This window comes from Spirosoma profusum, from assembly GCF_014699005.1.
GTDB classification, from domain to species: domain Bacteria; phylum Bacteroidota; class Bacteroidia; order Cytophagales; family Spirosomataceae; genus Spirosoma; species Spirosoma profusum.
On sequence record NZ_JACWZY010000018.1, the window covers coordinates 89480 to 110707 of the forward strand.

17 protein-coding genes are annotated in these 21228 nt (G+C 49.4%); 8 read left to right on the plus strand and 9 right to left on the minus strand.

The window, feature by feature from the left end:
- Nucleotides 1-109 precede the first annotated feature (109 nt).
- From IC229_RS20130 to IC229_RS20140, 3 genes are all read left to right on the plus strand, one after another.
- Nucleotides 110-3595, plus strand: a complete 3486-nt coding sequence (locus IC229_RS20130; protein ID WP_190888811.1) for a SusC/RagA family TonB-linked outer membrane protein — start codon at nucleotides 110-112, stop codon at nucleotides 3593-3595.
- Between the two features lie 26 nt (nucleotides 3596-3621).
- Nucleotides 3622-5220, plus strand: coding sequence for a RagB/SusD family nutrient uptake outer membrane protein (locus IC229_RS20135; RefSeq protein ID WP_190888812.1), 1599 nt, complete (start codon nucleotides 3622-3624; stop codon nucleotides 5218-5220).
- Between the two features lie 178 nt (nucleotides 5221-5398).
- On the plus strand, nucleotides 5399-6856 hold the full coding sequence (locus IC229_RS20140) for a sulfatase family protein (protein ID WP_190888813.1): 1458 nt from the start codon (nucleotides 5399-5401) through the stop codon (nucleotides 6854-6856).
- A gap of 189 nt (nucleotides 6857-7045) precedes the next feature.
- Here IC229_RS20140 and IC229_RS20145 read toward each other — a convergent pair whose 3' ends face one another.
- The 4 genes from IC229_RS20145 to IC229_RS20160 all read right to left on the minus strand — a co-directional run bounded on the left by IC229_RS20145 (nucleotide 7046) and on the right by IC229_RS20160 (nucleotide 12731).
- On the minus strand, nucleotides 7046-7786 hold the full coding sequence (locus IC229_RS20145; protein ID WP_223834092.1) for a 3-keto-disaccharide hydrolase: 741 nt from the start codon (nucleotides 7784-7786) through the stop codon (nucleotides 7046-7048).
- 118 nt (nucleotides 7787-7904) lie between these two features.
- Nucleotides 7905-8945, minus strand: coding sequence for a hypothetical protein (locus IC229_RS20150; RefSeq protein WP_190888814.1), 1041 nt, complete (start codon nucleotides 8943-8945; stop codon nucleotides 7905-7907).
- Between the two features lie 130 nt (nucleotides 8946-9075).
- The gene (locus tag IC229_RS20155; RefSeq protein WP_190888815.1) at nucleotides 9076-9543 is read right to left on the minus strand and encodes a collagen-like protein; all 468 of its coding nucleotides are present in this window, start codon (nucleotides 9541-9543) and stop codon (nucleotides 9076-9078) included.
- A 134-nt stretch (nucleotides 9544-9677) separates the two neighbouring features.
- A complete protein-coding gene (locus IC229_RS20160) occupies nucleotides 9678-12731 on the minus strand; it encodes an FAD-binding and (Fe-S)-binding domain-containing protein (protein ID WP_190888816.1) in 3054 nt (1017 codons plus the stop codon).
- A 145-nt stretch (nucleotides 12732-12876) separates the two neighbouring features.
- Here IC229_RS20160 and IC229_RS20165 point away from each other — a divergent pair, with 145 nt between their 5' ends.
- Both IC229_RS20165 and IC229_RS20170 read left to right on the plus strand, forming a co-directional pair.
- Nucleotides 12877-13989, plus strand: a complete 1113-nt coding sequence (locus IC229_RS20165) for a hypothetical protein (protein WP_190888817.1) — start codon at nucleotides 12877-12879, stop codon at nucleotides 13987-13989.
- Nucleotides 13973-15094 carry an Ig-like domain-containing protein gene (locus IC229_RS20170; RefSeq protein WP_190888818.1) on the plus strand — a complete coding sequence of 374 codons (1122 nt, stop codon included), beginning with the start codon at nucleotides 13973-13975 and terminating at the stop codon, nucleotides 15092-15094. The genes IC229_RS20165 and IC229_RS20170 overlap by 17 nt, the downstream gene beginning before the upstream one ends.
- Before the next feature lie 76 nt (nucleotides 15095-15170).
- Here the strand turns inward: IC229_RS20170 and IC229_RS36145 are convergent, their stop codons facing one another.
- The 4 genes from IC229_RS36145 to IC229_RS20185 form a co-directional block, all read right to left on the minus strand.
- A complete protein-coding gene (locus IC229_RS36145) occupies nucleotides 15171-15368 on the minus strand; it encodes a type II toxin-antitoxin system VapC family toxin (RefSeq protein ID WP_223834093.1) in 198 nt (65 codons plus the stop codon).
- 28 nt (nucleotides 15369-15396) lie between these two features.
- Nucleotides 15397-15558, minus strand: a complete 162-nt coding sequence (locus tag IC229_RS35365; RefSeq protein ID WP_223834094.1) for a type II toxin-antitoxin system VapC family toxin — start codon at nucleotides 15556-15558, stop codon at nucleotides 15397-15399.
- Nucleotides 15558-15758: a type II toxin-antitoxin system VapB family antitoxin gene (gene vapB, locus IC229_RS20180; protein WP_190888819.1), complete on the minus strand. Its 201-nt coding sequence runs from the start codon at nucleotides 15756-15758 to the stop codon at nucleotides 15558-15560. Before vapB ends, IC229_RS35365 begins: the two co-directional genes overlap by 1 nt.
- 71 nt (nucleotides 15759-15829) lie before the next feature.
- The gene (locus IC229_RS20185) at nucleotides 15830-17311 is read right to left on the minus strand and encodes an APC family permease (protein WP_190888820.1); all 1482 of its coding nucleotides are present in this window, start codon (nucleotides 17309-17311) and stop codon (nucleotides 15830-15832) included.
- A 147-nt stretch (nucleotides 17312-17458) separates the two neighbouring features.
- On the opposite strand from IC229_RS20185, the gene IC229_RS20190 reads away from it, so the two are divergent.
- Complete coding sequence (locus IC229_RS20190) at nucleotides 17459-17902, plus strand: hypothetical protein (protein ID WP_190888821.1); 444 nt, start codon at nucleotides 17459-17461, stop codon at nucleotides 17900-17902.
- A 96-nt stretch (nucleotides 17903-17998) separates the two neighbouring features.
- Here the strand turns inward: IC229_RS20190 and IC229_RS20195 are convergent, their stop codons facing one another.
- Nucleotides 17999-19240 carry an ABC transporter permease gene (locus tag IC229_RS20195; RefSeq protein WP_190888822.1) on the minus strand — a complete coding sequence of 414 codons (1242 nt, stop codon included), beginning with the start codon at nucleotides 19238-19240 and terminating at the stop codon, nucleotides 17999-18001.
- A 21-nt stretch (nucleotides 19241-19261) separates the two neighbouring features.
- Between IC229_RS20195 and IC229_RS35770 the strand changes: the two genes are divergently transcribed.
- Both IC229_RS35770 and ggt read left to right on the plus strand, forming a co-directional pair.
- Nucleotides 19262-19396 carry a hypothetical protein gene (locus IC229_RS35770; protein WP_262893399.1) on the plus strand — a complete coding sequence of 45 codons (135 nt, stop codon included), beginning with the start codon at nucleotides 19262-19264 and terminating at the stop codon, nucleotides 19394-19396.
- A gap of 11 nt (nucleotides 19397-19407) precedes the next feature.
- Entirely contained in the window at nucleotides 19408-21210 is a 1803-nt protein-coding gene (ggt, locus tag IC229_RS20200; RefSeq protein ID WP_190888823.1) for a gamma-glutamyltransferase, read from the plus strand.
- Nucleotides 21211-21228 lie beyond the last annotated feature (18 nt).

The window sequence follows — 21228 nt, forward strand, 5'->3', positions numbered from 1 at the left end:
TAGCTATTTCTGAAATGATACGTTCTGTTTCGCTTTAGCAGCCAGTTGATTATTGCGCTCGATTGAGTCTGATGAATGGACTACCCACTTTTAAATCCCTTATGATTGTATGATTAATTCGTTACAAAAAATCCCAAGTGCGGGTTTATTGTCGCTCCTGTTTTTGGTTGGACTTCAACCCGGACGGTCGCAGTCGGTTGTACTTGCCCGTAATTTTCAGCAAAAGCAGGTTACCGCTAGCAGTCGCCAGCTAAAGGAAGTGCTTACTGAGCTGAAAACGCAGTATAGCGCTGAGATTATGTTTGAGTTGAAAACGGTAGAAGGTATCTCCGTTTCGCCGGACGTAGTGAATTCGAAAACCTCCCTCGAAAAAAATCTGGCCAGTTTGCTACGTCCGCTCGGCCTGCGTTACAAAAAAGTAAATCGCAATTCGTATTTGATTCTGGCTGAGAAAAAAGCTAAAAAAGTAGCGCTTCTTGACAGTCAACTACTAGAATCTACGGCGAGCCAGGAGCCTGCTACGTCAACTGAGTCTCCTATAAAAACGCCGGCCGAATTAGCTTCAATGAGTATTCGGACCGACGTAGCGGCTGACCCGATTACGGGTACTGTTAAAAGTCAGTCGGGCGAAACGTTGCCGGGAATCAACGTAGTGATCAAGAATACAACTCGAGGCACTAGTACGGATGCGAACGGGAAGTTTACGATTGATGCGCCGGCTAATTCCGTTCTCGTTTTTTCGGGGATTGGCTTTGCGACGCAGGAGATTTCTGTAAATAATCGTACTCGTCTGGATGTTACGTTGGCAACGGATAACAAACAACTCGATGAAGTCGTAGTCATCGGTTATGGTACGCAAAAACGCGAAAGCCTGACTAACTCAGTGTCTCAAATTGGTGCCGAAGAAATTGCCCGTCGCCCGGTTTCAAATATTCAGCAGTCGTTGCAGGGGCAGATGCCGGGTGTAACGATACTCGATCAGGGAGGCTCGCCCGGGCGTTCGACGACGGCCATTCGTGTACGGGGAATCACTACGTTCAATATCAACGGCATTGGTAATACGTCGGGAAGTAACAATGGCACAGGTGGTTATGATATGAGCAAAAACGATGCGCTGGTGATTGTCGATGGGATCGAGCAACGTTTGCAGGATATTAACCCGGATGATATCGAGACCATTTCGATCCTGAAAGATGCGGCTTCGACGGCCATTTACGGATCGCGGGCTACGAACGGCGTAGTGCTGGTGACAACCAAGCGGGCGAAAGGCAGCAAAGTTCAGGTGGATTATAATGGCTACTACGCTATCCAGAATTCCATCAATACGCCCCATATGATGGGTATCGAAGACTACATGCGTATGCAGGTTGCGGCCTATACGAACGCGGGGTCGCCATTGCCAGCCCGGTTTACTGAGCAATCGATTCAGGCATACGTAACGGCTACCGACCGTGAAAAATATCCGCTGCCTAATACGTGGTTTCAAACGGTGTTGCACTCCGCACCTCAGCAAAACCATACGTTGTCGGTGGCAGGTGGCGGTGAAACGATACGTACCCGACTGAGTTTGCGCTATCAGGATCAGGGCGGGATTATCACGAACTATAATAGCAAAATTGGTGAGATACGTTTGAACACCGATTACACCATTTCGCCCCGATTGCGCGTGAGTGGGGACATTAACTATCGCTATAATTATTCGCAGACGCCGAATATCGACCCGATCAATTTTATTTTACATGGTTCGCTGTGGGCCGTTCCGAAATATGCGGATGGTACGTATGGCCTGAGTACGCAGGGAAATAACCCGATCATGTATTCTGAAATCAGCGGTTTAAACAGGCGATTTGCCGATTATCTGACGGGGTCGGTAAAAGGTGAATGGGACATTGCCGAAGGGCTGACGTTCTCGACGCAATTGGCCGGTCGCGGGTATTTTACGCAGGAAAAAAACTTTGCTAATTCCTACGTCAATACCGACAAGAATACTAATGTTACCAAAACTGTAGCCAACAACACGCTGAACGAAGTTCGTAATACGTTACGCGAATACACCCTGATCAGCTTGCTGACGTATAGCAAAAGCGTGGGCGATCACAATTTTAAAGGGTTGCTCGGGTATTCTCAGATTGGGAATACACAAAACTTCCTTACCGCCTACCGTGAACGTTTCTTTAACAACGATATTCAATCGATTGGACAGGGCGCAAACGATGGTACCAAAAGCAATTCTGGAAATGACGCAGTATATGGTTTACGGTCGTATTTCGGACGTATCAACTACGATTACAATGGTAAGTATCTGGTTGAGGTAAACGGGCGTTACGATGGTTCGTCCAAGTTTACGGGTGACAAAGTGTATAGCTTTTTCCCCTCGTTTTCGGCGGGCTGGCGACTATCGAAAGAAACGTTCTGGGAGGGTTTACAGTCAACAGTTAGTGACCTGAAACTGCGCGGTTCCTGGGGCATAACGGGTAACCAGTCGGTTGATCTGTATAGCTATTATGCGTCGTTGAGGGCTAGTGGGTATGATTTCAATGGCGCGGCTGTGCAGGGGTATCGACAAACAAATCTGGCCAATACCAACCTGGGTTGGGAATCGACGACGCAACTGGATTTAGGGCTGGACGCGTCCTTCCTGCGCGGGCGCCTGAATCTGACTCTCGATTATTACCGGAAGCTGACCAGTGACATTCTCCTGAATCTGGATATTCCGGCTACGGTTGGCCTGATCGCTTCTCCACAAAATGCCGGTTCGGTCGAAAACAAAGGCTGGGAGTTTAGTCTGAACTACCGGGGGGCAAAAAGTTCGTCCGGATTTCAGTATAATCTGGGCGGTAATTTTAGCATCAATGAAAACAAAGTTGTCGATCTGAAAGGAACGGGCCCTTACCTCATTGGGTCGGATATTGATCCACGGTATATCATTGCGGTGGGCTTACCGATCAATGCGTTGTGGGGCTATAAAACCGCCGGATTATTTCAGTCGCAGGCCGAGATTGATGGCTATAAAGCGACCTACGCAGCTAATACCAAGCCCGGTGACGTGAAATACATCGATACGAATGGCGATGGCAAGATCGACGCCAACGACATGACCAACATTGGTAATACGTTCCCCAAATTCACGTTTGGCCTTAATTCAAATTTCTCGTTTAAGAATTTCGAGTTGAATTTACTGTTCCAGGGCGCTGCCAAAGTTGATACGCGTCTGGCAGGTGCGCTGGCTGAAATGGGCAATCAGGAAGGCTTTACGCACTCGATTTACACCAATAACTACTGGACGCCTACTAACACAGATGCTCGCTTCCCCAGACCGTTGAAATTTGACTTGCGGAACGTAGCTACGTCGGATCGACTGATTATCGACGGGTCGTATGTCCGGCTGAAAAACATTCAGTTAGCCTACAATTTACCGGTTGCGATTGCCAATAAAGTTCGGCTTAATCGGATTCGGGCGTATGTGTCGGCGACCAACGTATTCACCATTTCAAAATTGAACGAGTGGAATCTGGACCCCGAAGTTGGCTCGGGCCGGGCGGTGTATTATCCGCAAACATCGCTGTACACCCTTGGGCTTAATCTGAACTTCTAATCCGGTCTTTTTCAGACAGAAAATTCATGAAATCAATTCGTTATACCATACAAGCCACTCTTCTGACACTCGCCGTCGGGTTGGCACTCATGTCCTGCGACCGGGAATTGTTAGACACGGTTCCAAACGACCGACTATCGGAATCGTTATTCTGGAAAACGGAAAACGACGCCCGTCTGGCGACGAACTCGCTCTATACTGACCTCGACAGTACCAATATTTTTAGCTGGGATGCCCTGACCGAAATTGGCCACGTGAACCAGCCGTTCGACCTGCACGCGTATATTGAGCAGGGGCAATACGATGCGACCAGCGCACGCATATATGGCGAATGGGCCAAAGCCTACAAGGGTGTTCGGGCGTGTAATTATTTGCTGGAAAACATTGATAAAGTGTCATCGACCAATACGACACTGATCAACCAGTTTAAAGGCGAAGCACGAGCGCTCCGGGCGTATCAATACCTGAAACTGGCCAGTTTATTTGGCGATGTGCCTTTGGTGACGACGGCTATTTCGCTGGATGAAAGCAGAGCACTGGCACGTACCCCGGTGGCGCAGATCTGGGATTTTGTGGATAAAGAGCTGACCGATGCGGCTGGCCTGTTGCCCACAACCTATGCCGCTGCTGACAAAGGACGTATCACAAAAGGCGCTGCGATTGGCCTTCGAGCGCGGGCTAATTTACTGGCGGGTCGTTATCAGCAGGCTGCCGATGCGGCTGATCAGGTCATAAAACTAGGCATTTATGGATTGAATGATTCGTACGAAAAGTTGTTTTCCTACGCGGCCGAAAACAACAAGGAAGTGCTGCTGGATCGGCAGTTTATTAAAGACACTTATCCGGTCAACGTATTTGCTTACATGGGGCCGTATAGCCAGAAAAGTGCCAACAGTACGTTCGTTCCGACAAAAAATCTGGTCGATACGTATGAAACCACGGCAGGCAAGCTCATTACTGATCCTACCAGTGGTTATGATCCTGCAACCCCATACGCCAACCGCGACCCCCGACTCAAGTTTTCCATTTTCCTGACAGGCGACGTATTACCCAGCGGTGTTACGTTCCGGCCTGAGCCAAATAGCGGTACAGCTGATGCAGTGGGTAATACGTACATTGCTTCTACGACTGGCTTCAATCTCAAAAAGTACATCAATACCGATGATTACGCCAATCCGGGCAATAATGGTATCAATATTATCCTGCTACGTTACGCCGAAATTCTGCTGACGTATGCGGAGGCAAAAATTGAGTTGAACCAGATCGATGCCAGCGTGATCAACGCGATCAATTCAGTTCGTAATGGACGTACCGATGTGAAGCAGCCAGCCATCGTTAGTACGTTGAATCAGGCGCAATTGCGTGAAATTGTTCGTCGGGAACGTACCGTTGAGTTGGCCTTTGAAGGGCAGCATTTGTTTGATATTCGTCGCTGGAAAACCGCCGAGACCGTATTGCCCGGTCCGATTTATGGTATTACCTACAAGGCAGCAGACGGGAAACTAACCACGCTTCAGGTAGTTGGCGTCAATCGCACGTTTGATAAATCGCGTCATTATCTTTGGCCTATCCCGCAAAAAGAACGGAATCTGACACCAACACTCTCGCAGAATCCGGGCTGGTAGTTTTTTGTCATCCTGACCGGTCCGCCGGTGTGGCAGGAAGGCTCTTAAAGTATCCTTACTTGAGAATTAGGGAATCGTAAGATCCTTCCTGCCGCACCGGCGGACCGGTCAGGATGACAAAAAACGGATGACAAAAAACTCAAACTGGGTTTCCTAAACATTTCTAAAACCATTCTCTATGATACGTCTCTCTCAACGTTCACTTCGCCTGTTGCTTGGTGTTACTACGTTGGTAAGCCTGGGTTTACTGGCCAGCGCCTGGATCAAGAAACCGGCTCCAGCTACGCCCAATGTCGTCCTGTTTTTTATGGATGATATGGGTTATGGCGATTTGTCCGTTACCGGTGCACTTGATTATGCAACGCCTAATCTGGATCGGATGGCTGCCGAAGGGTCGCGTTTCTCTAATTTTCTGGCGGCTCAGGCTGTATGCAGTGCATCGAGGGCAGCTCTGATGACGGGCTGTTACCCAAACCGACTGGGTGTTTCAGGCGCATTCGGGCCTAATTCGCTCGTCGGACTGAATCCAAACGAAGAAACGCTGGCTGAGTTATTAAAAGAAAAAGGTTACGCGACCGGTATTTTTGGAAAATGGCACTTAGGCGACAAGAAGCAATTTTTGCCGCTTCAGCAGGGTTTTGATGAGTATTACGGCGTACCCTACTCGCACGACATGTGGCCCTTGCACCCGGCTCAGGCACAGGCGCATTATCCACCGCTGCACTGGATTGAGAATAATGAGCCTAAGCAGGAAATCAAAGACCTGAACGATGCGGGCCAGATTACTCAAATCGTTACCCAGAAAGCGGTGTCGTTTATTCAGCGGCATAAGAGCAAACCGTTCTTTCTCTACGTACCACACCCGCTGCCGCACGTACCACTGGCGACTTCTGCTACGTTCAAAGGTAAAAGCGGACGCGGTATTTTCGGCGACGTAATGACGGAACTGGATTGGTCGGTGGGGCAGATTTTAGGCGAACTGAAGAAACAGGGAGTCGATAAAAACACGCTCGTTATTTTCATCAGCGACAACGGCCCCTGGTTGAATTATGGCGATCATGCCGGCTCGTCGGGTGGTTTTCGGGAAGGGAAAGGAACATCGTTTGAAGGAGGCCATCGCGTGCCATGTCTGGTACGTTGGCCGGGTGTTGTACCGGCTGGCCGGGTTAGCAACAAACTCCTGACAACGATGGATATTTTGCCGACCGTAGCGAAAATTTGTGGCGCTCGTCTGCCTAAACAACGTATCGACGGGGTTGATTGGCTTGCCTTATTAAAAGGTGATAATTCTGTAACTCCTCGTGATCGGTTTTACTATTACTACCGCAAAAACAATCTGGAAGCGGTTCGCGAAGGTGATTGGAAACTGATATTCCCGCATCCAGGTCGTACCTATGAAGGATTTCTTCCCGGTCAGAACGGTAAACCAGGGCAAAGCACTGAAACGAAGGATATCGCAGGTGGTTTATACGACCTCCGTCGTGACCCAGGCGAACGTTACGACGTAAAGGAACAGCACCCGGAGATTGTTACCAAACTGGAAAAACTAGCCGAAGAAGCCCGCGCTGATCTGGGCGACGATTTGCAGAGACGTAGCGGTACCAACGTTCGCGAGCCGGGACGTATCACCAATTAATTATTTTGTCATTCTGAGGAACGAAGAATCTTAAAGTATCTCATAAAGAAAGTTTAAGATTCTTCGTTCCTCAGAATGACAAAAAACCCGCACAATTTCAGCCGGATTTAATAAGGTGGAAACCTATAAAACGTAACAGCCCTGAACGAACGATACGTTCAGGGCTGTTACGTTTTATAGGTTTCCACCTTACAATTCCCGAATCTGGATATTCTTATACCAGACACGCTCTTTGGGGCTGTGATTCTGAAGAGCAATTTTACCTTTAGCGTGTGCTGTTGCATACGGCCAGCTAGCAAACTTGCTCTTTGCTACCAACGCTTTCCAGTTGTCGGAACCGTATTCGTAATCGACAACTTTTTTGCCGTTCAGGTAGTGCTCAACGTGGTTCTTATTGACGATGATACGTCCTTTGTTCCACTCGCCGGGAGCTTTTGTCGCACTCATGTCCGAAGGCGCAATCATGTCGTAGTTGGCGCCGGTCATTTGCGAGTCTTTTAAGTTATACGGCTTTCCATCGGCGGTCATATAACCCTTATCGTCAATTACCTGATATTCAGGCCCTGACATATATGTCGATTTAATATCCGGGTTATCAATGATTTTATAGACGACTCCGCTGTTGCTGCCTTTGGGAATTTTAAATTCAAATTCCAGCTCAAAGTTTTCGTATTCCTTATCAGTCACTAGATCTCCACCGGTGCCGTCGGGAGTCATGGCGCCATCTTCGACGTACCAGCCTACAACGCCCTCTTTATGGTAACTGTGCCAGCCTTTGATGGTCTTGCCATCGAATAAAGACGTCCATTTAGGGGGGGATACAAATGCGAAGCCAGAAGCAACAAAGCCTATCAAATAGATCGCTACTTCTATCTGAAATAATCGCTTCAATGTACGACCTAGTACGTCTAGTTGAATAAATCGTTTCATGAGAGTTTAGAATGTTTTGGGTAAAGGTATAAAAAAACGTAACGCGATAAATGCTGCCGCATGAACGTAGCATCGATCGCGTTATGTACTGATTTATTCGTCTGGCTAGTTTACCTGTCTAACTGGCCATTTCACGGGCGGCTTCGGGGTCGTTGTATTTGCGATCCAGTCCTTCGGTCGATTTCTGGTCGGAGCGGTCAGGGCCAGAAATCATGTCCTGCGCCTTCATACTGCTTTCGTCGGCCATCTCGCGGGGAAGTTTCTGGGATTCCTGTGCTTCTTCGGGACGTTCGCCGGGTTGATTCTGCGCCTGATCTTTCGCGTTTACGTCGTACGGACGAGCCGAATCACCTGTATTTGGCTCCTCTTCCATGCCTTCTTCAGAACCGGGTTTGGCTTTAGATCCTTCTTCCAAACCTTCGTAGTTTGTGTTTGGGACGTAGCCATCAGGCTTTGGCCCATTTGTCGGAATTACGCCGGGCCCGGACGTAGTGAACGTACTCAACTGGCTATTAATCTCGTGTGACCGGTCGGGTTCGCTTGGCTCCTGAATTTCAGGAACGGCTGGTTTGGGTGTTCCAGGCAAATCCGGGATTTCTGGACCAGGAACCGGTGGTGTCGGTGGCGTTTCGGGAATGCCGGGAACGGGTTGCGTCGGATCAGGTGTACCGGGTGTCGGCGGAATCATGTCGCCTGACGGATGAGCGCTACCAATGATATTCCAACCTCCGAACGTACTCGTGGGCGTCGACTTGGTTTTAGATTGATCCGGCTCATCTTCCGAAAGCAAGCCCGTATTGACGGTCGAACCAGCATCTGGATTTCCGGTAATATCGGCTACGGCAATCGGATCGTTTGGTACGTTATTTTCATCAACGCCCGTGCCTACGTGCAGCGAAGCTTCAGAATTTTCATACGTCTTTCCGTGCGAAGGCTCCCCTTGCACAGTACGTTCCTCGTCAGAACTATACCGATTGCGAAGCTGCTCATCTGCTACGTCGTCTTCTGTATCGCCGATTGGCGTAAGTTTTCCGTCGACGAGCTTAACCATATTTGTTTCGCCCTGGTCGGCACCGAATTTGGTTTCTGCGTTTTCGTTCGAAACCATATCCGCCTGTTGTGCGCCGTCGCTAAGAGCTGAAGAATGTGAGTTTTCCATGACTGTTGTACGTGTTTAAGGTCTATGGAAAACTGCCGGGAACCATAAAGTGTTTCAGCCAAGAATAGTTTCGACATATACACTGGAAATGCCCGCAGAATTTGTCAAAATAGGCGTCTCGTATCTCACCTTAATCGGGAATATTGTACGCCTTCCGAACGGCCTCATAATCCGAAGGATCAAGTGCCGTTTTTCGACCCCCGATTGGCGCACCGCCGGGAATAACCACATAGCGGAATTGCTGTGCAGTTAAAGAATACGAGGCAGTTAATTCTATCTTACCTACAAAAATTCGCTGATGAAGTGTATATACTGTACCACTTATGTTCTGGGCGTAAGGCAGTCCGACGATATAATCGCCATTCTTCCAGTATATCCGGATGTCGGCTTTATCCAGCACATCCTGCGTAATGGGGGCAGCAGTAAGCGAAGCTGTATACGCGTTAATACTACTTGTAAAGTTGACGGTGATCCAGTCTGAATATTGCACATTGGCCGTTCCCGCAGGGCCGGGTTCACCATCTTTGGGTTTGCAGCCTTGAAACGTGAAAATCGAGAGCAGCAAAAAAGCAGCGATGATGGCTTGTATGGATTTCATGACGAAGTTGGGTTTACGAATACAAAGGTCAGCGCACTATCTGAAATCATCAATGATTCTTCTAAAAATCAGGCAGTTATACGTAGCTTATCCAGGGGCAAGTGTTATTGCTGATTTCCTGGCGGCCGGCCGCGCTAAATCAGTGCATCATACAAAATCTCAGCGGGGTGCTGGGCTTTACGACCTGTGCCGTCTTTAATCTGGTGGCGGCAACTGGTCCCAGCCGCTGAAATAATTGCTTCTTCGGCTCGCCGAACAGCCGGAAACAGCACAAGCTCGCCAATCTGCATCGACAACTCGTAATGCTCGGTTTCGTACCCAAATGAACCCGCCATACCGCAGCAACCCGACGGAATCAATTGTACGTTGTAATTTTTTGGCAGAGACAGCGCCTTTTTTACCGGAATCATTGAGGACAGCGCTTTTTGATGACAATGTCCGTGTACTTTCACTAACCGGGCTTCTTTGGTAAATAAATCGGAGTAGATACGTCCGGACTCGGCTTCACTGGCGAACCACTCTTCGAACAGGAACGTATTTTGGGCGATACGTAGCGCGTCATCTTTCAACTCGGCTGGTACTAAATCAGGGTACTCGTCGCGGAAGGTCAGAATTGCTGAAGGCTCCAGTCCAATTAGTGGAGTGTAGAGGGAAACACGATCTTTAAGCAGTGTTACGTTCCGGATGGCAAGTTTCCGGGCGTCATCCACCAGTCCCTTTGACAGATACGTCCGGCCACTTTCTACGTGTTCGGGAATCGTTACGTTGTACCCTAAACGTTCCAGCAGCATAATCGCTTTCTGCCCCACCGCTACGTCGTTGTAATTCGTGAATTCATCCACGAAAAATAGCGGTTCAGGAGTAGGGGGTAAGGCGTTTGGGGTAGGGGAGAAAGCAGAGGGCAGAGGGGTTTGGGCATAGGGTGTAGCGGAAGACGTACCATCAAATCCCTTGCTTTGTTGCCCTCTGCCTTTTGCCCACGCCCGTAATGTAGTGCTTGCGAGTGTAGGCATGCTACGTTCGGGATGAAAACCAACGGTCTGGTTAGCTAACCGACGTAGCGCAGGGGTGTCGTAAATAGCATTATAAGCCCAGGGTGCGACACTCGCTAGTGACATCAGCTTGGTGAAATTTCCGACTAGTCGGGCACGTAGCGGAATGCCGTTTGCCTTATATTTCTGCTGGGTAAATTCAGATTTCATGCGCGTCATGTCGACGCTTGATGGACATTCGGCTTTGCAGGCTTTGCATGACAGACACAAATCGAGCACCTCGCTCACCGTTTCGTAATCGTGGTCGGTAGGTTGCTGTGTATGGCTGTAAAAATGACGTAGTATGTTGGCTCGTGCGCGGGTCGTATCGCGTTCGCGCCGGGTAGCCATGTAGCTTGGACACATGGTTCCGCCCGAGATGGCCGTTTTCCGACAGTCGCCGGAGCCGGAGCATTTTTCTGCGAGTTCGAGCAATCCACCGTCTTTTGAGAAATCAAATATGGTTTTAGGCTGCGGAATCACTACGTCGGCTTCACTACGTAGGTGTTCGTTCATCGGTGGCGTGTCGACCACTTTGCCGGGGTTGAACGTATTGTTCGGGTCCCAGAGTGATTTGACTTCCTTGCACAACTGGTAATTTTCGGGTCCGAGCATAAACGCAATACACTCACCACGTAGTCGACCGTCGCCGTGTTCGCCCGAGAGCGAGCCGCCGTATTTTTTAACCAGTTGTGCCGTGTCCATCAGCAATGCCCGAAACTTCGTTCGTCCTTCCGAGGATTTGAGATTGATAAGCGGCAATACGTGAATTTCGCCCGCACCAGCATGAGCCGAATATTCAAGCTTTAAGCCGTGTTGCTCCCACGCCATCTGATCAAGTTCATCAATGTAATCGGGCAGGTCGTGAACGTCGACCGCCGTATCTTCAATAACGTTCGCTGGTTTTTCGTCGCCGGGAATATTGTACATGATGCTCAGCCCCGCTTTACGTAGCGCCCAGGGTTTTTTAGTTTCCTCATCGAACAAAATGGGGTAGGCGTACCCGAGGTTTTTCTGGCGTAACGCAGCAACAAACTCCTTCGCTTTCTGATAAACACGTTCACTCGTTTCATCAAAAAACTCCACCATCAGAATGGCTTTCGGATCACCTTCGACAAACGTGCGGTTTTTTGCTTGCTCGATATTTGTTTTGGTCAGTTCGAGAATATAATCATCGACCAACTCCGACGCAAAACAGTGATGTTCGAGTGCCACCAGATTAGCCTCAAGCGATTGCCGGATTGTCGTGAAATGCGCGCAAACCAACGCCGTTTCTTTAGGCGGCAGCGGCAGCAGATTCAACTTAGCCTCCGTAATAAAGCACAATGTGCCTTCAGAACCCGCAATGAGATGGGCGAAGTTGAAGTGCTCCGCGCCCCTTGCTCCCTGCTCCCCACTACCTGCAAAAAAGGAAACCAGCGCATCCAGCGCATAGCTGGTGTTTCGGCGGGTGACGGTTGGTTTGGGATAACCGTCGACAATGTGTTTTTGGATGGAGGGCTGGGAAAGCCAGTCGCGGAATTGGATGTATAGCCTTTGTTCGAGTGGACTTACTACGTTCTCGCCACGACACTTCGCGTCGAATTGTTCATGCGTGAGTGGGCCAAATGTTACTTCGGCGCCATCGCTCAAAACGGCTTTCACTTCGAGCAGATGGTCGCGGGTGGTGCCCCAGACGATGGAGTGAAGACCGCAGGAATTGTTGCCAATCATGCCACCAATCATAGCACGGCTGGCCGTTGATGTTTCGGGTCCGAAAAGCAGCCCGTGGGGTTTTAGAAACGCGTTCAAATCGTCGCGGATCACTCCCGGTTGTACACGTACCCAACGTTCGTCAGAGTTGATATCCAGAATACGTCCGAAGTATTTGGAAATATCGACCACAATGCCGCTACCCACGACCTGACCCGCCAGCGACGTACCAGCCGCTCTTGGAATCAAACCCAGTTTATGTTGCTGTGCAAATCGAAGCAACTGTTTTATATCGGCAACCGATTTCGGAAGAGCCACGGCAATCGGCATTTCCTGATATACCGATGCATCGGTGGCGTACAGAACGCGCTGGGCTGTGTGTTCGGGTGACTCATCGAAATATAAATCGCCTTCGAACGAAGGAAGCAGATTGGCAAAGGGCGGCTTTTGAGCGAGTAGAAACATAACTCAAAATTACAAAGAATCTGACAGGTAAGGCGAGTGACCAACTGACTTATAAATCAATAATAAATAGCATTTTGACATCCTGAATGAAACAACTACATTCGACTTGATTATCAACGTATTCTTCAAACCAACCTCCAATAACATGAAAAAACTATATGCCGTGCTGGCGCTGGGCGTTGCCGGTCTTTCACTGCTGGCGACCACAACCCGGCCCGTTGCCAATCAGTACGGAATGGTAGTAGGAACACCCGCTATCAAATCGATTAACGCGCTGACGTTTGGACCCGATGGCATCTTGTTCATCGGCGATGGAAAAAATGCGGCTGTGTTTGCGGTCGATACGAAAGATGCCAATTCTGTTGAAAAGGCCAGTCCGGTTGAAGTGAAAAACATCGACGAGAAGATTGCGGCCCTGCTCGGCACTGACGTAAAGAACATTACGATTCAGGATATTGCGGTTAATCCAAAGTCGAAAAACGTGTATTGCGCCGTTCAAAGCAGTGATGGTACGCCAGTTTTACTGAAAGTAGAAGGCGATAAACTGACGCCCGTATCGCTCAAAGAAGTTCCTTTTTCGACCGTTACGTTAGCGAATGCGCCCGCCGAGGATGCAAAAGGAAGTCGGGGAGAATCGTTACGTATAGCTTCGATTTCGGATATGGGCTTTTCCGATGGAAAAGTAATGGTTACGGGGCTATCGAATCAGGAGTTTGGCTCTACGTTCCGTAGCATTCCGTTTCCGTTCACGAATACGCAGGATCAGGCGTCGCTTGAGATTTACCACGCAGCCCACGCCAAATATGAAACCATGTCGCCGATTCGAACCTTCACCACGACGGAAATAAAAGGCAAAAAATACCTGCTGGCAAGCTATACCTGCACGCCATTAGTACTGTTTCCACTGGACGAGCTGAAAGCGGGCAAACATGTGAAAGGCAGAACTGTTGCCGAGATGGGCAGTGGCAACTCGCCACTGGATATGGTGATACTAAAGAAAGGTAACGAATCATTCCTGCTGATGGCCAACTCGAACCGGCCAGTGTTTAAGGTGAAATACAAAAGCCTGGAAGATTATCAGGGAGCACTGACCACGCCAGTGACGGAAAGTTTCGCGACGGCTGGCGTCGATTTCGTATCGTTGCCCGTTACGAACGTAATACAGCTCGACAAACTGGACGACTCACGGATGGTATTGCTCCAGCGTCGTTCGAACGGAAGCCTTGATTTGTGGACATCCAGTGAACGGTATCTCTAAAAATTACAAATTGCTACGTATCAGGCTATGCACGTTGTATAGCCTGGTTTTTTTTACGGCCAGTTTGCTCGTTACGTGTCGTTCGGGCGATAAGACCGGTCTTGTCATTTGCTGGAACGACAATCGGGCAACGGGCCTGGTTATTCCTGAACGCTACGTTGTTAGTATTGCGCCCAATTCACTCTCCAGACTTCTGTCTGTGCGACGACAGGGCGTAGAAACGGCTATTGCGGGGCAATTTCAACGTAGCGATGAAGGGATGTTGTTCGAGCCATTAGTCCCTTTTACGCGAGGGCTGGTGTATGAGTTATGGCTACGTAACAAACGCTTAAGCGAGATAGAGATACCGGCTTTGGCTGACTCAGACCGCCCTTTTCTTAAAGGTATTTACCCGTCGGCTGATACGTTGCCGGAGAATCTGTTGAAAGTTTACCTGCAATTTTCCCGGCCCATGCGCGAAGGTCAGTCGTTGCGCTACGTTACGTTGCTGAAAAACGGCACTGATACGTTGTCAGGCACCTTTCTTGATCTCCAGCCCGAATTATGGGACGCCGACCGGACCATGCTCACGCTCTGGCTCGACCCCGGACGTATCAAACGTAACCTTCACCCAAATCAACAATTAGGTGCGCCGTTGCAGGCTGGCACTACGTATCGACTGGTGGTTTCTGGGGAATGGCCTGATGCGCAAGGCGCTACGTTAGGAAAAACATTGAGCAAAACCTTTGTGACGGATGCGCGAGACGGCGTATCACCTGACCCTATGCAATGGTCGATGAACCATCCTCCGCCCGGTACGTCACAGCCGTTAGTTATTACGTTCCCGGAACCACTAGATTATAGTTTGCTCCTTGAAACATTTCGTATACGTCGCGAGGATAGTACGCTGGTGAGCGGTACGTGGCGGACGAGTTTTGATGAAGAAAAAATTGTATTCTCATCGGCAAAACCCTGGCTGGCAGGAAACTATACGCTACGTATCGAATCGCGATTGGAAGATCTGGCTGGTAACAACCTGAACCGCCCCTTCGACCGAGACATTACCCAAAATAAGTCAGATACTACGTTCCAGGTGTATAAAGAAAAGAGATTTCAGATTCGGTGAGGACACAACGTGGGCGAAAATCCGCAACTCTTGCTTTACAACTGCGGGTTTCTGCCCGTGTTACGTTGCCTGCAACTTACCAAACCCAATCAATGTCGTATAGATGAATATTTCTATCAGCAGTAATGAAAGTCAGATTTTCTGTTAAGCTTTGAGCAATCAGAAGTCGGTCAAACGGGTCTCTGTGATGCATGGGTAAAGTGAGCAAACGTCGGGTATGCTGAAACGTTACTGGTAGCAACTCAAAGCCATTCTGGTCAATTAAGAAAGGCAAATTATCGTAGTCTGGTTCGAAAGTAAGACTACCCCAGCCTTACTTTGATGGCCATCTCCCACAGTGAGGCAAGACTCACAAAAGAAATATTAGCTGGGTCGGTAATAAGTTGTCTGGCTTTTAACGAAAAGTCTGTTTCATTGCCATTGAGAAACCAGATAAGCGTATGGGTATCAAGGAGCAAGTTCATTATTGGTAATCGGCGAAGTCATCTAGCGGAGCCTCAAAGTCAGGGCCTATTTTGAACTGCCCTCGAGCGCTACCGAAGACAGGTTTCTTTCGCTCTACGGGAGTAGCCGGCACTTTTCGAGAAATCAGAAACTCAACAAAATCAGCCACTTCTGCCTGATAAGCAGGGGGTAAGGTCTGATATAGTTGAAGATAAGTCATTTAAGCCGAAGTAATTTGACTAGTAACAAAGATAACAGGTTTGTGACGTAGTAATTGCAGAAAGTAACAGGTCACGCCGTCTGGCTCCGTTTAGTGAAGTAATAAATAGGAATACCTAAACCGGCAATCAGGAGGCCCATGCCTGTGTTGAAGGTTTTGGTATACAGGAGAATAGCGCAGATAGTCAGGGCTGCAACAATGTACAGGGCAGGTACAATGGGATAGCCGAAAGCGCGGTAAGGGCGCTCCGTATTCGGTTCGGTACGTCGGAGTCGGAACAGACCGGCAATCGTAACCATGTAAAACAGCAGCGACGCGAACGTACAGTAATCGAGTAGATCACCGTATCGTCCTGAAAGACATAAGATTGAGGCCCAAATGCATTGTACCCATAAGGCACGGCCCGGTACTGCATTTTCGTTCAGGTGCGACGCCTGTTTCAAAAACAAGCCATCTTTGGCCATCGCGTAGTATAGACGGGCCCCCGCCAGAATCAGGCCGTTGTTGCAGCCAAACGTCGATACCATAATCAGCACTGCCATAATTGCTACTGCTACGTTCCCGAAAACGGTTTCGACGGCGGCTGTGGCCACCCGGTCAGCGTCGGCAAATTGGATGCCTCGGCCAACAATATCTGTGGCGGTTGGCAAGCCTTTCAGCGGAAGTAACGATAGATACGATACGTTGGCCAAAAAGTAAATCGTGGTAACGATGAGCGTCCCGAAGAACAGAGCCAGTGGGATATTACGTCGCGGATTTTTGATTTCGCCCGCAATGAACGTTACGTTGTTCCAGGCATCGGCCGAAAACAGTGAACCAATCATCGACGTACCAAACGCCAGAATCAGTGCCATACCCGCCAGCGGAATGACCTCACCTGTAGCCGATGTCGTGCTGGCTTCCCAGGCGTTGGTCAGGTTGTTCGACAGCAAGCCCGTGCTTAATCCGATGGTGATGCCGATGACAATCAGGCCCAGCAAAGCAATCAGTTTGGCCGACGTAAATACGTTCTGAATGAATTTTCCACTTTGAACGCCCCGGCTGTTGAGCCAGGTCAGCAGCACCAGACTCGAAATGGCAAACAGCGATCCCAGCGTAATTTTCACCGGCCCGAGTGCCAGCAATACGTTGTCGGGGCCGAGTGCCGGAATGAAAACGGCTGTATATTTGGTAAAGGCAACCGCCACAGCCGCAATGGTTCCGGTTTGGATGACCATGAACACGGTCCAGCCGTAGACGAAACCCGTCAGCGGGCCGAACGCTCGTTGAATGTAAATGTATTGTCCGCCTGCTTTCGGCATCATACCCGCCAATTCGCCGTAACTGAGCGCAGCCGCTACAGTCAGGACGCCAGTTAACACCCACAGCATCAGCAGCCAACCCGACGAGCCGAGGTTACGTGCCATATCGGCGGTGACGATGAAAACGCCGGAGCCAATCATGGAACCGGAAACGATAAGGGTTGAGTCGAGGAGACTCAGTGAACGGTTAAATTCGGTCGGTTCGGCGGTGCTTTCTGCCGGTGAAACAGAATTCGATAGATTTTCGGCCATGAGGAAAAGGTTATCCGTACAAGAAGCGTTCAAATAGGCAAAAAAGCAAATGGCCTTACCGAAAAACTGGTTTAATAGTAACTAGAAGAGTATTTAAATTCGGGTAAGCTCGAACAATACCTACTCGGTTTGCTGAGTCCCGATGAAATGACTGAGATAGAACGTATCGCTCAGGTGCATCCGGTTGTTGGTGCCGAGTTGATCCGGCTAAGTGAGTATCTTGCTACGTATGCGACCGTTGAACCGGTTACACCTGGTCCGCAGCTAAAAAATCGGGTGATGAACGCACTGGATCGATTAGGTGAGTCGCCCGCTATCGACCTGGATAATCTGCCACTCATTAACGCCTATTCTGATGCCGAACAATGGAAGCGAACGGTTGCGCCTATCCAGCCACCCGACAATTATCGGAACATTTTTGGCCACGTATTACGTCAGGACGACGAAGTGGAACAACTGCTGATTTGGGTGAAACAGAAAATTGATCCCGAAGCCCATCACGATGAACGGGAGAGTTTCCTGATTCTGGAAGGGCGCTGCGAATGCTCAATTGGTGGGAACTCGTTCAACTATAGGCGGGCGATTACCTGAACGTACCGGTCGATTCGGAGCATACCGTAGGGGTTCGTTCGGAGATACCCGTCAAAGCCATTATCCAGCGATGATTGTCTGAACCGGTTCAGACAATCATTTTGCCCGGATAGCAATAACCGGATCGAGTCGGGAAGCCGTGAACGCCGGAATAATACCGGAAAGGATACCGATGACGCTCGACACGCCCAGGCCAAGAAGGATATTTCCCGCGGATAATTGAAGATCGAGGCTACCTAAATTCATGAACGACAGCAGATAAACCAGGAAAATACCCGCCAGCCCACCAACCAGGCTTAGCAGAACGGCTTCGAACAAAAACTGAAACAGGATAAAGTAATTTTTCGCCCCCAGCGATTTCTGAATGCCAATAATGTTGGTACGTTCTTTTACACTGACAAACATGATGTTGGCAATACCAAATCCACCAATCAGAATCGAAAAACCACCGATCACCCAACCGGCGAGGGTCAGAACAACGAAAATACCACCTATGGCTTTGGCCAGGGCTTCAGGGCGGTTAATGGCGAAATTATCTTCCTGCAAAGGGCGTAATCCACGTCGGGTACGTAGCAGACCTCGAACTTCGCTCTCTAATTCACCCAGTCCTTCGTCAGTATCGAACCCCTTGATCGCGATATCGATATCAGGCTTGCCCGAATGAAACATTTTGGCAAAAGCTCCAAACGAAATCAGGCATTTGATGTCGGGGTTTCCGCCTACGTTAAGGATACTTTCACCTTTACGTTTCTGCACGCCAATCACCACAAAGTTTAACCCGTTGATTTTGAACGTAGCGCCAATAGGACTCTGACCCGGAAACAGGTTTTCTGCTACGTCGGCCCCGATAATCGCTACGTTGCGCGATACGTCGATTTCCTGCTGCGTGAAGTAACGGCCCTGTTCGATAGGCACTTCCGAGATTTTGTTGTAGTCCAACGTAGTACCCTGAATCAGACAGGCCATGCTGTTATTGGCAAATTTCACAGTAACCCGCCCTTTGAAATCCATTGCGACCACTGCCTGCGCATTTTCGAGCTTCTCGCTCAGGAAACGGTATTCATTATAGGTAGGTACGGGGCGCTGAAAATACCGCCACCACGGAAAATCATTGCTGAATACCCAGGGCCATTTCTGGATATAAATAACTTTGTCGCCGATGAACGAAAGGCTATCCTTGATATTACGTTCGAGCGAATCGACCAGCGTAAACACGGCGATAATCGCGAAAATACCCACCGTTACGCCCAGGAGTGAGAGCGTAGTACGTAGCAGATTGGAACGTAGCGCCTGCCACGCAAACCGGAAACTTTCGAAAGTCTGACGAAAAAACTGCATCTATCGCGGCAATTCTAGTCTATGAAAGTACGAAATGGGCTTTTCATTGCCAAATCCTTTCGGACGGGCGACTGTTTATGGCGGATAAGTGGTTGGTTTGGCGATGAGCGAGATAGCGCTATTTTTGTACGTAGCAAAATACAACCACCTACCTGAAATGTACTTCTATGAATCAACGCTTTATTCTTTACTTCTCCGTTCTGCTGCTTGCTGCCGGAATCAACGCCTGTAAAACGCAGTCGCCTACTACGTCGGGTACGTCAGTAACCCAGAGCCAGGGCGTTTATCAATACCGCGATGAAGACCCGACCGTTAAACCGTTCTTCTCCGATAGGGTAGGCGTTACCGGACGTAACGGAATGGTCGCATCGGCACATCCCGAAGCTTCTCAGGTGGGGCTTAGTATTTTACAGGCAGGAGGCAATGCAGTCGATGCAGCTGTGGCAGTACAGTTTGCGTTGGCGGTGGTATATCCGGGTGCGGGAAATATTGGCGGGGGCGGTTTTATGGTTTATCGCGATAATGCCGGTAAAGCCTACACGCTCGACTATCGGGAAAAAGCACCGGGCAAGGCCAGCCAGAATATGTACCTCGATTCGGCAGGGAACGTTCGCCAAGGCTTGAGCACGAGCGGGCACCTGGCTAGTGGCGTACCGGGTTCGGTCGATGGGATGGCGGAAGCGCATAAACGATTTGGAAAACTGACCTGGGCGCAGGTGGTACAACCCGCCGTCGATTTGGCGGCAAAAGGATTCGCACTCACCGAACGTGATGCGCTGGGCCTGAACCGCATCAAAACAGATCTTAACACGATTAATCCGGGGAAAAGCTACTTCCTGAAAAGTACCGTTCCGACGGATACAATCACCTGGCACAAAGGCGATTTGTTTGTACAGGCCGATCTGGCGAAAACGATGCAACGTATTCAGTCACAGGGACGAGCCGGTTTTTACGAAGGCGAAACCGCACGACTCCTGGCCGAAGAAATGGTACGTGGTAACGGCCTGATAACCGAGGAAGATTTAAAAAATTACCATTCTGCCTGGCGTGAACCGATTCAGGCGAAATACAAAGAATACAACGTAATAACGATGCCGCCAACCTCCAGCGGGGGCGTAGCATTGCTGCAGATGATGCGGTTTACGGAACCGTATCCACTACGTCGTTGGGGTTGGAATCGCGACAGTACGGTGCAGGTAATGATTGAAGCCGAACGGCGTGTTTATGCCGATCGTGCCAAATTTCTGGGCGATCCAGATTTTGTGAAAGTGCCTGTCAGTCAACTCATCAGCCCTGATTACCTGAAAAGCCGCTGGACGGATTTTTCATGGGCTAAAGCCACCGACAGTCGTAACGTAAAAGGTGGCTCCATTCCCGGCTACGAAAGTCTGGAAACTACTCACTTTTCGGTAGTCGATAAAGACGGGAACGCCGTTAGCATCACCACTACGTTGAATGGCGGCTACGGCAGCCGGGTTGTTGTGGGTGGCGCTGGCTTTTTTATGAACAACGAAATGGACGATTTCAGCGTGAAGCCCGGTGTTCCCAACATGTTCGGCTTAATTGGAAATCAGGCAAATGCCATCGCGCCAAATAAACGGATGCTCTCGTCGATGACGCCGACAATTCTGGAGAAAAATGGTAAACTTTTTATGGTGGTCGGAACACCGGGCGGCTCTACAATTATTACGTCGGTTTATCAAACCATTCTGAACGTAATCGAGCATGGCATGACCATGCAGCAGGCTGTAAATGCGCTCAAATTTCATCACCAATGGCTACCTGATAAAACAATATTTGAGAACGGAGCCTTTTCTGATGCGACTATCCAGGCCTTACAAAATCGTTCTTATGTTCTGGAAAAACTGACCAATACGTTAGGCCGAATGGACTGCGTTTTGATACGTCCCGATGGTTCCTACGAAGGAGCCTCCGATCCACGAGCCGACAATACGGCGAGGGGATATTGAGGGTTTCTGAACCGAACT

What these genes read in the sequence shown, in the direction of transcription:
- IC229_RS20145 (WP_223834092.1), bottom strand. Translation starts at nt 7,786, where the DNA reads ATGAAACGATTTATTCAACTAGACGTACTAGGTCGTACATTGAAGCGA.
- IC229_RS20160 (WP_190888816.1), bottom strand. Translation starts at nt 12,731, where the DNA reads ATGTTTCTACTCGCTCAAAAGCCGCCCTTTGCCAATCTGCTTCCTTCG.
- IC229_RS20130 (WP_190888811.1), top strand. Translation starts at nt 110, where the DNA reads ATGATTAATTCGTTACAAAAAATCCCAAGTGCGGGTTTATTGTCGCTC.
- IC229_RS20135 (WP_190888812.1), top strand. Translation starts at nt 3,622, where the DNA reads ATGAAATCAATTCGTTATACCATACAAGCCACTCTTCTGACACTCGCC.
- IC229_RS20195 (WP_190888822.1), bottom strand. Translation starts at nt 19,240, where the DNA reads ATGCAGTTTTTTCGTCAGACTTTCGAAAGTTTCCGGTTTGCGTGGCAG.
- IC229_RS20165 (WP_190888817.1), top strand. Translation starts at nt 12,877, where the DNA reads ATGAAAAAACTATATGCCGTGCTGGCGCTGGGCGTTGCCGGTCTTTCA.
- IC229_RS20190 (WP_190888821.1), top strand. Translation starts at nt 17,459, where the DNA reads ATGACTGAGATAGAACGTATCGCTCAGGTGCATCCGGTTGTTGGTGCC.
- IC229_RS20185 (WP_190888820.1), bottom strand. Translation starts at nt 17,311, where the DNA reads ATGGCCGAAAATCTATCGAATTCTGTTTCACCGGCAGAAAGCACCGCC.
- IC229_RS35365 (WP_223834094.1), bottom strand. Translation starts at nt 15,558, where the DNA reads ATGAACTTGCTCCTTGATACCCATACGCTTATCTGGTTTCTCAATGGC.
- IC229_RS20155 (WP_190888815.1), bottom strand. Translation starts at nt 9,543, where the DNA reads ATGAAATCCATACAAGCCATCATCGCTGCTTTTTTGCTGCTCTCGATT.
- vapB (WP_190888819.1), bottom strand. Translation starts at nt 15,758, where the DNA reads ATGACTTATCTTCAACTATATCAGACCTTACCCCCTGCTTATCAGGCA.
- IC229_RS20140 (WP_190888813.1), top strand. Translation starts at nt 5,399, where the DNA reads ATGATACGTCTCTCTCAACGTTCACTTCGCCTGTTGCTTGGTGTTACT.
- IC229_RS35770 (WP_262893399.1), top strand. Translation starts at nt 19,262, where the DNA reads ATGAAAGTACGAAATGGGCTTTTCATTGCCAAATCCTTTCGGACGGGC.
- IC229_RS20150 (WP_190888814.1), bottom strand. Translation starts at nt 8,945, where the DNA reads ATGGAAAACTCACATTCTTCAGCTCTTAGCGACGGCGCACAACAGGCG.
- ggt (WP_190888823.1), top strand. Translation starts at nt 19,408, where the DNA reads ATGAATCAACGCTTTATTCTTTACTTCTCCGTTCTGCTGCTTGCTGCC.